This window comes from Streptomyces sp. NPDC046985 (genome assembly GCF_040644415.1).
Classification (GTDB): domain Bacteria; phylum Actinomycetota; class Actinomycetes; order Streptomycetales; family Streptomycetaceae; genus Streptomyces.
Map to the genome: position 1 here is coordinate 217,396 of NZ_JBEYWK010000004.1, position 12,472 is coordinate 229,867.

The 12,472-nt window shown below is 73.5% G+C and carries 9 protein-coding genes; 2 read left to right on the top strand and 7 right to left on the bottom strand.

Annotated features, from left to right (window positions below):
* Window positions 1-8: 8 nt before the first annotated feature.
* From ABZ861_RS07090 to ABZ861_RS07110, 5 genes are all read right to left on the bottom strand, one after another.
* Complete coding sequence (locus ABZ861_RS07090) at window positions 9-851, bottom strand: nitrilase-related carbon-nitrogen hydrolase (RefSeq protein ID WP_361625000.1); 843 nt, start codon at window positions 849-851, stop codon at window positions 9-11.
* Between the two features lie 185 nt (window positions 852-1,036).
* Window positions 1,037-2,617, bottom strand: a complete 1,581-nt coding sequence (locus ABZ861_RS07095; RefSeq protein ID WP_361625003.1) for a PucR family transcriptional regulator — start codon at window positions 2,615-2,617, stop codon at window positions 1,037-1,039.
* A gap of 13 nt (window positions 2,618-2,630) precedes the next feature.
* The gene (locus tag ABZ861_RS07100) at window positions 2,631-3,929 is read right to left on the bottom strand and encodes an aspartate aminotransferase family protein (RefSeq protein ID WP_361625006.1); all 1,299 of its coding nucleotides are present in this window, start codon (window positions 3,927-3,929) and stop codon (window positions 2,631-2,633) included.
* On the bottom strand, window positions 3,926-4,768 hold the full coding sequence (locus tag ABZ861_RS07105) for a nitrilase-related carbon-nitrogen hydrolase (protein WP_361625009.1): 843 nt from the start codon (window positions 4,766-4,768) through the stop codon (window positions 3,926-3,928). The genes ABZ861_RS07100 and ABZ861_RS07105 overlap by 4 nt, the downstream gene beginning before the upstream one ends.
* 639 nt (window positions 4,769-5,407) lie before the next feature.
* Window positions 5,408-5,659 carry a helix-turn-helix transcriptional regulator gene (locus ABZ861_RS07110; protein ID WP_361625012.1) on the bottom strand — a complete coding sequence of 84 codons (252 nt, stop codon included), beginning with the start codon at window positions 5,657-5,659 and terminating at the stop codon, window positions 5,408-5,410.
* 43 nt (window positions 5,660-5,702) lie between these two features.
* On the opposite strand from ABZ861_RS07110, the gene map reads away from it, so the two are divergent.
* Both map and ABZ861_RS07120 read left to right on the top strand, forming a co-directional pair.
* A complete protein-coding gene (map, locus tag ABZ861_RS07115) occupies window positions 5,703-6,470 on the top strand; it encodes a type I methionyl aminopeptidase (protein ID WP_361625015.1) in 768 nt (255 codons plus the stop codon).
* Window positions 6,471-6,815: 345 nt separating this feature from the next.
* On the top strand, window positions 6,816-9,383 hold the full coding sequence (locus ABZ861_RS07120; RefSeq protein WP_361625018.1) for an ATP-dependent Clp protease ATP-binding subunit: 2,568 nt from the start codon (window positions 6,816-6,818) through the stop codon (window positions 9,381-9,383).
* Window positions 9,384-9,506: 123 nt separating this feature from the next.
* On the opposite strand, the gene ggt is transcribed toward ABZ861_RS07120, so the two are convergent.
* Window positions 9,507-11,318: a gamma-glutamyltransferase gene (gene ggt, locus ABZ861_RS07125; protein WP_361625021.1), complete on the bottom strand. Its 1,812-nt coding sequence runs from the start codon at window positions 11,316-11,318 to the stop codon at window positions 9,507-9,509.
* A gap of 647 nt (window positions 11,319-11,965) precedes the next feature.
* Window positions 11,966-12,412 carry a DUF6278 family protein gene (locus ABZ861_RS07130; RefSeq protein ID WP_361625024.1) on the bottom strand — a complete coding sequence of 149 codons (447 nt, stop codon included), beginning with the start codon at window positions 12,410-12,412 and terminating at the stop codon, window positions 11,966-11,968.
* Window positions 12,413-12,472: the final 60 nt, after the last annotated feature.

The following is a 12,472-nucleotide window of genomic DNA, read 5'->3' on the forward strand; positions in this document are numbered from 1 at the left end:
GGCGCGGCTCAGGGCGCGGTCAGCGGCGTGTAGGCGCCCGGCGCGCGGTCGCGGTAGAACTGCCAGCGGTCGCGCACCTCGCGCAGCTTGGCCAGGTCGAGGTCGCGCACGACCAGTTCGGTCTCCTTGTCGCCGGCCACCTCGCCGACGAACTGCGCCTCCGGGTCGACGAAGTAGCTGGTGCCGTAGAAGTCGTTGTCGCCGTACTCCTCGACGCCGACCCGGTTGATCGCGCCGACGAAGTACTCGTTGGCGACGGCCGCCGCGGGCTGCTCCAACTGCCACAGGTAGCCGGACAGGCCGCGGGAGGTGGCCGAGGGGTTGAAGACGATCTCGGCGCCGGCCAGGCCGAGGGCGCGCCAGCCCTCCGGGAAGTGCCGGTCGTAGCAGATGTAGACGCCGATCCGGCCGACGGCGGTGTCGAAGACGGGCCAGCCGCTGTTGCCCGGACGGAAGTAGAACTTCTCCCAGAATCCCTTGACCTGGGGGATGTGGGTCTTGCGGTACTTGCCGAGGTAGGAGCCGTCGGCGTCGATCACGGCGGCGGTGTTGTAGAGGACGCCGGGCTGCTCCTCCTCGTACATCGGCAGGACGAGGACGACGCCCAGTTCGGCGGCGAGCGCCTGGAAGCGGCGGACGATCGGGCCCTCGGGGATCTGCTCGGCGTACTCGTAGAACGCCGGGTCCTGCACCTGGCAGAAGTAGGGGCCGTAGAACAGCTCCTGGAAGCACAGGACTTCGGCGCCCTGGGCGGCCGCGTCGCGGACCGCCTGCTCGTGAACCCGGATCATGGACTCCTTGTCGCCGGTCCAGGCGGTCTGGAAGACGGCGGCGCGGATCACTCGGCTCATCGGGGCCTCCGCTGGTCGGGGGTGCGGGTGTGGGGTGTGCGGCGAGCGTAGGAAGCGGGCGGGGCCGCTTTGAGGTGCACCGTGTCACGTCTGCCGGGGCGCGGCGTGTCACCGTGTCACGGTCGCCCGCCCCCGTGTTTCGCCGCCGTTGTCGCAGGCAGTCCCCGGTTTCGACGGTGTTGCGCTCACTGCTGTTGCGCGTCGTGCGCGAGGAGCGCGATGTGCACCGAGGCGGCCTGCTCGAAGTCGTCGAGGTCCGCCCCCAGGCGTGCCTGTATCGCTTCCAGGCGGCGGTAGAGGGCGGGCCGGGAGACGTGGTGGAGCTGGGCGGTGCGGGACTTGTTGCGGCCGGTGGCCAGGTAGGTGCGCAGCACGCCGAGCAGGTCGGCGTCGGCGCCGCAGAGCAGCCCGTTCAGCTCCCGCTCCGCGAAGGACTGCACCTTCGGGTCGTCGCGCAGCAGCCGGATCAGACCGCGCAGGTGCACGTCCTTGAGCCGTACGACGCACGGCAGTTCGAGGGCGGGCGCCGAGTCCGCGACGGCGTCGGCCACGTGCCGTGCCTCGCGCAGCCCGGCGGGCACCTCGTCCCAGTCGGTGCGGGGGTCGGCGGCCGCGACGACCGTGCGGGCGCGGTGCGAGGCGGCGCGCAGCCGGGCCGCGAAATGCGCGGTCAGGGCGGCGGCGTCCTGGTCGCGGGCGAGGCTGAGCAGGACGGCGGTGACGCCGTCGGCGAGTTCGGCGACCAGTCCGGGCAGCCCCAGCAGCTTCAGCAGCCGGTCGAGTTCGGCGCCCCCGGCGCCGGGCACGGCCAGCGGGACGAAGGCGCGCCGGTTGACCGGCAGTCCGGCGGCTCGCACCCGGGGCAGCAGGTGCCGGGCCGGTACGACCCCGCTGACCAGGTCGGTCAGCAGGCCCTGCGCGGACTGCTCCTCCCAGGTGCCGCCTGCGGCACCGAGCATCCGGTGCAGCACCAGCGCCTCGGCGGCCCGGTCGGCCAGCAGCCGTCCAGCGGCGGCGTCGCCGCGGTGCCCGCACAGCACGATCCGGCCCCACCGCTCCCCGCGGCCGCCGAGTTCGGCGCGGACCCAGCCGTCGCCCTCGCTGCCGCCGGCCTGCCGGGCGATGCGCTCCCAGTCCCGCAGCACGTCGTCCACCGCGGATCGCTCGCCGGCCGTGGCGAGCACGCGGTGGGCGAGGTTGGCGACGACGACGGGGCAGGCGCTGTACTGGGCGATCACGTCCAGCAGCGCCTGGAGCGGCGCGCCCGCGGTGATCAGCGCGGTCAGGGCGGTGCGCACCGACTCCGACAGGCTGACCGCGGCGAACTTGCGGCGCACCAGACGGGACTGGACCTCTTCCGTCAACTCGGTGAAGGGAAAGGGGCGGTGCAGCACGACCAGGGGCAGCCCGCAGCGTTCGGCGGCCCGCCGCATCACGTCCGGCGGCCGCGGGAACGCCCGCCCGAGGCCGAGCACCACGGCGGCGGCCTCGGCGCGGTGCAGCGAGCGGACGTACTCGGCCTGCTTCTCCTCGTCCCCGGCGAGCAGCACCCCGGTGGTGAGGACCATCTCGCCGCCGTTGAGCATCACGCCGACGTCCGGCGCCTCGGCGACGTGCACCCAGCGCACGGGCCGGTCGAGATGGCGGGCGCCTGCCACCACCTCGGGCTCCCCGGCGAGCACCCGCTCCAGGGACAGGACGTGACGGACCGACAGGGCGGGTTCCAGGGGCTCGGCCGGCCCCCGGTGCTCCACGGTGGTGGTCATCGGGCTCCCTCGTTCAGGCCGGAGCGTGTTCCTGCGTGCTGCGCAGCGCGTGTGCGAGGATCGCGGCGCCCTCCTCCGCCTCCGCGACGGTCAGGGACAGCGGCGGGGCGATCCGCAGGGCGCTGGTGCCGTGGCCGCCGCCCTTGCCGATGAGCAGGCCGCCGTCGCGGGCCGCCTGCATCACGGCGGCGGCCGCCGCCGGATCGGCCTCGTCCGTTCCCGGCCTGGTCAGCTCGATGCCGATCATCAGTCCGCGCCCGCGCACCTCGCGGACGCCGGGCAGTCCGGCGGCGGCCGCCCGCAGTCGCTCGATGAGCAGGCCGCCCACCCGCCGGGCGTTGCCCTGGAGGTCGTGCTCCACCAGGTGGTCGAGGTTGGCGAGACCGGCGGCCATGGTGATCTGGGTGCCGCCGAAGGTGGAGATGCTGTTGGCGTCCAGGCAGTTCATGATCTCGGCGCGGGCGACGACCCCGCCGATGGACATGCCGTTGCCGATGCCCTTGGCGAAGGTGAGCATGTCCGGCGGCCCGCTGCGTCCGTGCGCCTGCCAGCCCCAGAAGTGCTCGCCGGTGCGGCCCCAGCCGGTCTGCACCTCGTCGGCGATCCACAGGACGCCGTGCTCGTGGAGCACGTCCCGGAAGGCGGCGTACAGGCCGTCGGGCGGGGAGGTGAATCCGCCGACGCCCTGGATGGGTTCGGCGATGAGCGCGGCGGGCGCCCGGGTGTGGCCGAGGAGGTCTTTCAGGTCCTCCACGCAGGCGGCCACGAACTCGTCGTCGCTCAGGTGGGCGAACGGGCCGCGGGTGCGGACGCCGCCGTGGACGTAGAGCGTCTGGAGGGGGGACAGGGAGGTCGGGGACCAGCCGCGATGGCCGGTGACGCCGACCGCGCTGAAGGAGCGGCCGTGGTAGCTGTTGCGCATGGCCAGGATCGTGTTGCTGCGCCGGTGGGCGGTGGCGAGCAGCAGCGCGGTGTCGTTGGCCTCGGTGCCGGAGGTGGTGAAGAAGACCCGGGCGTCGGGGATGCCGCTGATCTCGGCGATGCGCTCGGCCAGTTCGACCATGGGCCGGTTGAGGTAGAGCGTGGAGGAGTGCACGATCCGCCCGGCCTGCTCGCTCACCGCCTTGGTGACCTCGGGCAGCGCGTGGGCGGTCATCGTGGTCAGGATGCCGCCGAAGAAGTCGAGGTAGCGCCGGCCCTCGGCGTCCCAGACGTGGCGGCCCTCGCCGTGGGTGATCTCCAGCGGGTCCTCGTAGTACAGCGCCAGCCAGTCCGGCAGGACGGCCCGGTGCCGGTCGTAGAGGTCGTTCACGGCTGCACCAGCCCTTCGTAGGCGTCGGGTCGGCGGTCCCGGTAGAAGGCCCACTGCCGCCGCACCGTCTCGATGAGGTCGAAGTCGAGGTCCCGGACGAGGAGTTGCTCCTTGGAGTCGTCGGCCGCTTCTCCGACGATCTCGCCGCGCGGGTCGACGAAGTAACTCGTCCCGTAGAAGTCGTCGTCGCCGTACTCCTCGACGCCGACGCGGTTGATCGCGGCGACGAAGTACTCGTTGGCGACGGCCGCGGCGGGCTGCTCCAGCTTCCACAGGTGGGCGGAGAGACCGCGGTGGGTGGCCGAGGGGTTGTAGACGAGCTGGGCGCCGCGCAGGCCCAGTTGCCGCCAGCCCTCCGGGAAGTGCCGGTCGTAGCAGATGTAGACGCCGACTCTGCCGACGGCGGTGTCGAAGACGGGCCAGCCCAGGTTGCCGGGCCGGAAGTAGTACTTCTCCCAGAAGCCCTCGACCTGGGGGATGTGGTGTTTGCGGTACTTGCCGAGATAGGCGCCGTCGGCGTCGATCACGGCGGCGGTGTTGTAGTAGAAACCGGACTGCTCGACCTCGAAGACCGGCACGACGATCACCATGCCGGTCTCGCGGGCGAGGTCCCGCATCCGCCGCACGGTCGGGCCGTCCGGGACCGGCTCGGCCCAGCGGTAGTGCTCGGGGTCCTGGACCTGGCAGAAGTAGGGCGCGTTGAAGACTTCCTGGAACCCGATGATCCGGGCGCCCCGCCGGGCCGCCTCGCGGGCGTGCTCCTCGTGTTTGGCGACCATGGACTCGGTGTCGCCGGTCCAGGTGGCCTGGACCAGGGCCGCACGGACGACGTTGGCCATGAGCTGCTCCTTCGACGTACGTCAGAGCCTCTACGCCCGTAGAGGGGGCCCAGGTCCCGGCGCCGCACGTTCCGTCGTCCGCCCGGAGGGCGGGGTCCGCGGCGCCCGGTGCGCGCTCGCGACGCGCCGGGCACTGCGCGTACGGGACGCGTACGCGGGTCACGGACCGGTGCGGCGAGTGGGCGGGCAGGGCGGCGCGGCGCGGCGCGGGCGGGAGGTTCGACGACAGGGCCTGGCGGGTCGAACGTAAGCCTCCGCGACGGCGTTGCCAAGACCATCGCCGTGAAGCCGCCGAGTCGATCGTGTTTCGCACTCCGGTGGGTGAGCGGGGGTGACGCCGCGCGGGGCCCGTGCCGGGGGTGCGGGGACGGGCCTTCCCCGCCCTCACGACTCGCGGTCGGGGACGGCATGCTCGGCCGCGCGCCTCCCGGTGGACAGGGCCCTCGTGGGGGCTCGCACCCGGCCCTCATGGGGACTCCCACCCGGCCAGCGTGGAGGCTCGCACTCGGCCCTTGTGCGGGCTCGCACCCGGCCCTTGTGCGGGCTCGCACCCGGCCCTCGTGCGGGCTCGCACCCGCGCCCCGGGGGACACGGCGCCGCTGCGGCCCGCTCCCCCGCCGGACACGGCACTCCCCCGCGTCAGACCTCCGCCAGCGCGCACCGTCCCGCCAGCTCGTCCATCGACAGGTCGAGGGAGCGGGCCAGCGCGGCCACGGTGAAGAAGGCGGGCGTCGGCGCGCGGCCGGTCTCGATCTTGCGCAGGGTCTCCGCCGAGAGGCCCGCGCGCGCGGCGATCTCGGCCATGCTGCGGTCGCCGCGCGCCGCGCGCAGCAGCCGCCCGAGCCGCTCGCCGCGCTCGCGCTCCTCGGGGGTCAGGGGGGTGCGCACCATGCGGCCATCGTAGCGCGATTCAAATACCGGTATAGTAATTGGCATGGTGGAACTGAAGACGGACGCATCGATCGACGCCATGCACGAAGCCGGCCAGGTGGTGGGGCGGGCGCTCGCCGCACTGCGCGACGCCGCCGGCGTGGGCGTCTCCCTGCTGGAACTGGACGCACTGGCCCGGGAGGTGCTGCGCGAGGCGGGCGCAACGTCGCCGTTCCTCGGCTACCGGCCCTCCTTCGCCCCGGCGCCGTTCCCGGCCGTGCTCTGCGCCTCCGTGAACGACGCGATCGTGCACGGCGTGCCGACCGGGTACCGGCTGCGCGACGGCGACCTGCTGTCCCTCGACTTCGGCGCGGAGCTGGGCGGCTGGGTCGGCGACTCGGCGACCAGCCTGGTCGTCGGGCGGCCGCGCCGAGCGGACCTGCGGCTGATCGAGACCGCCGAGCGGGCGCTGGCGGCGGGCATCGACGCGGCCGTGGTCGGCAACCGCATCGGGGACATCGCGCACGCCGTCGGCTCGGTGTGCCGCGCGGCGGGCTACGGCATCCCGGACGGCTTCGGCGGTCACGGCGTGGGCCGCCGGATGCACGAGGACCCGGGGGTCCCGAACGAGGGGCGCCCCGGCCGGGGCCTGCCCCTGCGGCACGGCATGGTGCTGGCGATCGAGCCCATGCTGATCGCCGACGGCACGGACGGCTACCACGCCGCTCCGGACGGCTGGACGCTGCGGACGAACGGCGGCGCCCGCGCGGCCCACGTCGAGCACACGGTGGCGATCACCGAATCGGGGCCCAGGATCCTCACGGCGCGGTAGGCGCGGCGCGCCGGGCAGCCGGAACCTCATCCCGCGCTCTCGCCCCGCATTCTCACCCGGCGGGCAGGGGGTCGGCGCTTCGGTTCCGACGCGGCGGAGGGAGGGGCGCCGACCTGCCGCGTCGCCGTGCCGCGGAGGGCGGATCGACGCCAGGGACCTCATGCCCGGGACGGCGATCGGCGCTCCGGATCCCCCCGGCGCCGCGGCGCTCCCAGTGGCCCGCCGCCCCCGGCGGAACGCGGCGTTCCGACGTGCCCGCCGGATCGGATCGTGTCATCGTGGCAGGACCGCGGCTCAACCGGGTCACCCGGCGGGAGCACGTCGTCAGCGAAGGAACGGAACACGATGACCAGCGGCTTCATCGGCCCGGAGGGCGACCCCTTCGGCGAATTCTTCGCCCGCTTCTTCGGCGGCTCGGGATCGCGTCCCGGTCCCCGGCAGGTCGACATCGGCAGGCTGCTCAACCAACCCGCCCGGGAACTCGTCAAGGGCGCGGCGCAGTACGCCGCCGACCACGGCAGCCGGGACCTGGACACCGAGCATCTGCTGCGCGCGGCGCTCACCACCGAACCGACCCGCAGCCTGCTCAGCCGGGCCGGCGCGGATCCGGACTCGATGGCCAACAAGATCGACGAGCGCTCCGGGCCCCTTCAGGGGCCGCCGGGCGAGACGCCCCCGCCCACCGCGCTCTCGCTCACCCCGGCCGTCAAGCGCGCCCTTCTCGACGCGCACGACATGGCGCGGGCCAGCGGCGCCGGGTACATCGGACCCGAGCACGTGCTCAGCGCGCTCGCCGCCAACCCCGACTCCGCGGCCGGACACATCCTGAACGCGGCCCGCTTCGCCGCGTCCGGCAAGCCGCCCGAGACGGCGGACACGAGTGCGCCGCCCGGCGCCGAGCGGCAGCGGCCGACCGGGACGCCCACCCTGGACAAGTACGGCCGCGATCTGACCGAGTCGGCCCGGCAGGGGCGCATCGACCCGGTGATCGGGCGCGACCAGGAGATCGAGCAGACCATCGAGGTGCTCTCCCGGCGCGGCAAGAACAACCCCGTGCTGATCGGCGACGCGGGCGTGGGCAAGACGGCCATCGTCGAGGGCCTGGCGCAGCGCATCGCCGACGGCGACGTGCCCGACACCCTGGTCGGCGGCCGGGTGGTGGCCCTGGACCTGACGAGCGTGGTCGCGGGCACCCGCTACCGGGGCGACTTCGAGGAACGCCTGAACAACATCGTCACCGAGATCCGCACGCACTCCGACCGGCTGATCGTCTTCATCGACGAGATGCACACGGTGGTCGGCGCCGGGTCCGGCGGCGAGGGCGGCGCGATGGACGCGGGCAACATCCTCAAACCCGCTCTCGCCCGCGGCGACTTGCACGTCGTCGGCGCGACCACGCTGGAGGAGTACCGCCGGATCGAGAAAGACGCGGCGCTGGCCCGCCGCTTCCAGCCGATCCTGGTGCCCGAGCCGTCGGCGGCGGACGCCATGGAGATCCTGCGCGGGCTGCGCGACCGCTACGAGGCCCACCACCAGGTGCGCTTCACCGACGAGGCGCTGGTGGCCGCCGTCGAGCTGTCCGACCGGTACCTGACCGACCGGCGCCTGCCGGACAAGGCGATCGACCTGATCGACCAGGCCGGCGCCCGGGTGCGGCTGCGGGCCCGGACCAAGGGCACGGACGTGCGCGCCCTGGAACGCGAGGTCGACCAGCTCGTCTACGACAAGGACCAGGCGGTGACGGGCGAGCGGTACGAGCAGGCCACGGAACTGCGCGACCGCATCGCCGAGTTGAAAGAGCGCATCGGGCAGGCCGACGGCAACGAGGAGGCGGACGAGGGGCAGCACCTGGAGGTCACCGCGGAGGCCGTCGCCGAGGTGGTGTCCCGGCTGACGGGCATCCCCGTCAGCCGCCTCACCGAGGAGGAGAAGGAGCGGCTGCTCGGACTGGAGGACCATCTGCACCGGCGCGTGGTCGGCCAGGTGGAGGCAGTCGCCGTGGTCGCGGACGCGGTGCTGCGCTCGCGGGCCGGACTGGCCAGCCCCGACCGGCCGATCGGCAGCTTCCTGTTCCTCGGCCCCACCGGCGTCGGCAAGACCGAGCTGGCCCGCGCGCTCGCCGAGGCCCTGTTCGGCAGCGAGGAGCGCATGGTCCGCCTGGACATGAGCGAGTACCAGGAACGGCACACCGTCAGCCGCCTGGTGGGAGCCCCGCCCGGCTACGTGGGCCACGAGGAGGCCGGACAGCTCACCGAGGTGGTGCGCCGGCACCCGTACTCGCTGCTGCTGCTGGACGAGGTGGAGAAGGCCCATCCGGACGTCTTCAACATCCTGCTCCAGGTGCTCGACGACGGGCGGCTCACCGACTCCCAGGGCCGCACGGTGGACTTCGCCAACACGGTCATCGTGATGACCAGCAACCTCGGCTCCGAAGCGATCACCCGGCGCGGGGCGGGCATCGGGTTCGGTCCGGGCGGCGCCGAGGCCGACGAGGAGGCGCGGCGCGAGCAGATCCTGCGTCCGCTGCGCGAGCACTTCCGGCCCGAGTTCCTCAACCGCATCGACGAGATCGTCGTCTTCCGCCAGCTCACCGCCGAGCAGTTGCGGCAGATCACCGATCTGCTGCTGGGGCAGACGCGTCGGCTGATGCACGCCCAGGACGTCGCGATCGATTTCACCGACGGGGCGGTGGACTGGCTGGCCCAGCGCGGCTACCAGCCGGAGTACGGCGCCCGTCCGCTGCGCCGCGTGATCCAGCGAGAGGTCGACAACCAGCTCTCCCGGCTGCTCTTGGACGGCCGGGTCGGCGAGGGCAGCCGGGTGACGGTGGACGTGGCGGACGGCTCGCTGGTCTTCCGCACCCAGGAGGAGCAGGAGTCGGCCTCCGACGCCGCGCCCGCGCCCGCCGACTGAGCGGGCCGCGACACCCGACCGAGCGAGCACGGCGGGGCCCCTCTCCCGGACCGGGAGAGGGGCCCCGCCGCTGTGCGCCGCTGTGCGCGAACGCGCTGGCCGCCGTTGCGTCGGCCGGGGGGATCAGGGCGACGGCGACACCACCATGGCGGAGCCGCCGCCCCTGCGCGTCATCTCGGCCGCCGCCCGCCACCTGCCGTCCGGGAGGCGCTGCACGCCGGTGGCCGCGCCGATCTCCGGGTTGAGCGTGAAGGAGTGGCCGATCGCCTCCAGACGCTTGCGCAACGGGCTGTCGTACAGGGCGGGTTCGAGTTCTGTCTTGGCCGCGTTGCGCTGGCTGGCGCGGGGGGCGGCGATGGCGTCGACCAGCGGGAGGCGCCGGTCGAGGAACTCCGTCAGGGTCTGGAGCACGGTGGTGATGATGGTCGCGCCGCCGGGCGAACCGAGCGCCACTACGGGCCGGTTGTGCCGGTCCAGCACGATCGTCGGCGAGATCGACGAGCGCGGGCGCTTGCCGGGGCCGGGAAGGTTCGGGTCGTGCACGGCCGGATCAGCCGGGACGAAGGAGAAGTCCGTCAGCTCGTTGTTGAGCAGGAACCCCCGGTGCGGGACGGTCATGGCGCTGCCGCCGGTCTGCTCGATGGTGAGGGTGTACGAGACGACGTCGCCCCAGCGGTCGGCGACCGTCAGATGCGTGGTGTCGTCCCCCTCGTAGGTCGTGCGGACCGCCGGGGCGGCGGCGCCGCAGGCGGCGGGGTGGCGCGGGTCGCCGGGGGCGAGCGGGCTGGTGAGGACCGCGTTGTCCTTGATCAGGCAGGCCCGGGAGTCGGCGAACCGCTGGGACAGGAGCTGCTTGGTCGGCACGTTCTCGAAGGCCGGGTCGCCGACCCAGCGTCCCCGGTCCGCGAAGGCGATCCGGCTCGCCTCGATGAAGTGGTGCAGGTACTGCGTCTCGCTCGCCTTCGAAAGGTCGGTGTCCTCCAGGATGTTGAGCGCTTCGCCGACCGTGGTGCCGCCGGAGGAGGAGGGCGCGATCGAGTAGACGTCGAGCCCGCGGTAGGACGTGCGGGTGGGCGCCTGGGCTTTGACGCCGTAGGAGGCGAGGTCCGCGGCGGACAGCTTGCCCGGCCGGGCCTTCCATCCCGAACCCGGGTCGACCGGCGGGTGGTTGACCGTCTTGACGACGTCCCGCCCCAGGTCGCCGCGGTAGAGCGCGCCGACGCCGTCGCGGGCCAGCTCGCGGTAGGTGCGGGCCAGGTCGGGGTTCTTGAACACGGCGCCGACCGCGGGGAGCTTCCCGCCGGGCAGGAACAGCTTCGCGGTGTCCGGGAAGTAACGGAAGCGGGTCTCGTTGGCCGCGGTCTGCGAGCGGAAGGTGTCGTCCACGGTGAAGCCGTCGCGGGCGAGCCGCTCGGCGGGCTTCAGGACGGCGCCGAGCCGCCGGGTGCCCCACTGCTCCAGCGCCCGCTGCCAGGTGGCGGCGGTGCCGGGAACGCCGACGCTCAGGCCGCTGCTGACCGCGTCGCCGAAGGGGAGCGGCTTGCCGTTCTCGGTGAAGAGACGGGAGTCGGCGGTCCGCGGCGCGGTCTCGCGGCCGTCGAGGGTGCGGACGGTACGGCTGCGGGCGTCGTAGTAGACGAAGTAGCCGCCTCCGCCGATGCCCGCGGAGTACGGCTCGGTGACGCCCAGGGCGGCGGCGGTGGCGACCGCCGCGTCGACGGCGTTGCCCCCCTCCCGCAGCACCTCGATGCCGGCCGCGGTGGCGTCCTGGTCCACGCTGGCGACGGCTCCCCCGTAGCCGACGGCCACGGGGGTCTTCCGTTCCTTGTGCGCGGTCCCGGCGCCGGGTGCGGTCGGGGGCGAGGCGGCGCCTACCGACACCACGGCGGCCGAGACCGCTACGACCGCCAGTTTCCGTGCGACAGGGCGACGCATGCGCACCTCCACGCTGGTATGCGGGCCGGTCGGCTGACCGTCCGCGCAGCCTAGTAGATTGCCATGGTCTCGTCAGGAGTACGAGGACGCATCCGCATTTTCCGCTCGTCCGGGCACGTTTCGAACGCCGGTGCGGCTCCGGACGGGTGTGGGTGAGCGGCGGCGTGGCCCGAGGTGTGCTGCAAGGGGCGGCGCCTGCCGGGAGGGGCGGCGCCTGCCGGGAGGGCCCCCACCCTCCAGCACTCTGGCCGGTGTGCGGTGACCGGCTGAGAGGAACCGCGGTGCAGGACGGCGCCGCCCTTCTCGTGGGGTCCGTCGCCCGCGACGGCGTGGGCGCCCTGACCAGCCGGTCGGTCACCGCAGAAGCCCATTGCGCCAAAGGAGTGCAGCTCGGCCACCGGAGGGGGGAGTCGCGGCCTGCGGTCGGCGGCGGATCGAGCACTACCCGTCCGGCGCGCAGCTGACCTTCTCCCTCGCCGGGAACGGCCCGCGGTGGCGGTCCGCCCCGCCGCGCGAGGAGTGATCTCCGGCTGCCGCCGGCCGGGTATGGCTCCGTTGGGCCGCTGTCCCCTGTGACGGCCATGAACGGCACATCGTAGTCGAGGCAGCCCCTGCGGCGTCCACCCGCGTCGCCACCGGATCCGGCTTCAGGTCTCCGAGATCTCCGCGTAGCGCTGGGACAGTCCGGGCGCCCCGCTGTCCGCCCAGGCGTGTCCGTACGCGACGACGTCGAACTCCCGTCCAGAGGACAGTCGTACGATCGGATGTCCGTTGGGCCAGACCTCCCAGACCGCGCCGGGCACGGTGCGCACGATGACGGTCCCCAGGTACAGGCCCGCGTCGTTGCCCAACCACGACATCTTCTCGACGTCGTCCCGCCAGCTCGGCAGGAGCTGGTCGAGCGCTTCCAGCGACGCCTCCGACTCGTCGAGCGGCACGTCGGCCTGGGACGCCTGGACGCGCAGCAGCTCGCACGAGGACAGCAGGTCGGCCAGGCCGTCCGGGTCCGGGACCTCGTCGCCCGCCGAGAGCACGGCGAAGCCGAGGGCCGGTGCGCGCTTCTTGCGCCAGTCGCTCACGAACGGGATCTTCATGGCTCCAGCGTGGCACGCGACCGGCCGAGCGCACCATGGGGCCGCCGCCGGTGTGAGGTG

Excerpts from the sequence above, each read along its gene's own strand:
- ABZ861_RS07090 (WP_361625000.1), bottom strand. The coding sequence starts at position 851 with ATGAGCCGAGTGATCCGCGCCGCCGTCTTCCAGACCGCCTGGACCGGC.
- ABZ861_RS07095 (WP_361625003.1), bottom strand. The coding sequence starts at position 2,617 with ATGACCACCACCGTGGAGCACCGGGGGCCGGCCGAGCCCCTGGAACCC.
- ABZ861_RS07105 (WP_361625009.1), bottom strand. The coding sequence starts at position 4,768 with ATGGCCAACGTCGTCCGTGCGGCCCTGGTCCAGGCCACCTGGACCGGC.
- ABZ861_RS07110 (WP_361625012.1), bottom strand. The coding sequence starts at position 5,659 with ATGGTGCGCACCCCCCTGACCCCCGAGGAGCGCGAGCGCGGCGAGCGG.
- map (WP_361625015.1), top strand. The coding sequence starts at position 5,703 with ATGGTGGAACTGAAGACGGACGCATCGATCGACGCCATGCACGAAGCC.
- ABZ861_RS07120 (WP_361625018.1), top strand. The coding sequence starts at position 6,816 with ATGACCAGCGGCTTCATCGGCCCGGAGGGCGACCCCTTCGGCGAATTC.
- ggt (WP_361625021.1), bottom strand. The coding sequence starts at position 11,318 with ATGCGTCGCCCTGTCGCACGGAAACTGGCGGTCGTAGCGGTCTCGGCC.
- ABZ861_RS07130 (WP_361625024.1), bottom strand. The coding sequence starts at position 12,412 with ATGAAGATCCCGTTCGTGAGCGACTGGCGCAAGAAGCGCGCACCGGCC.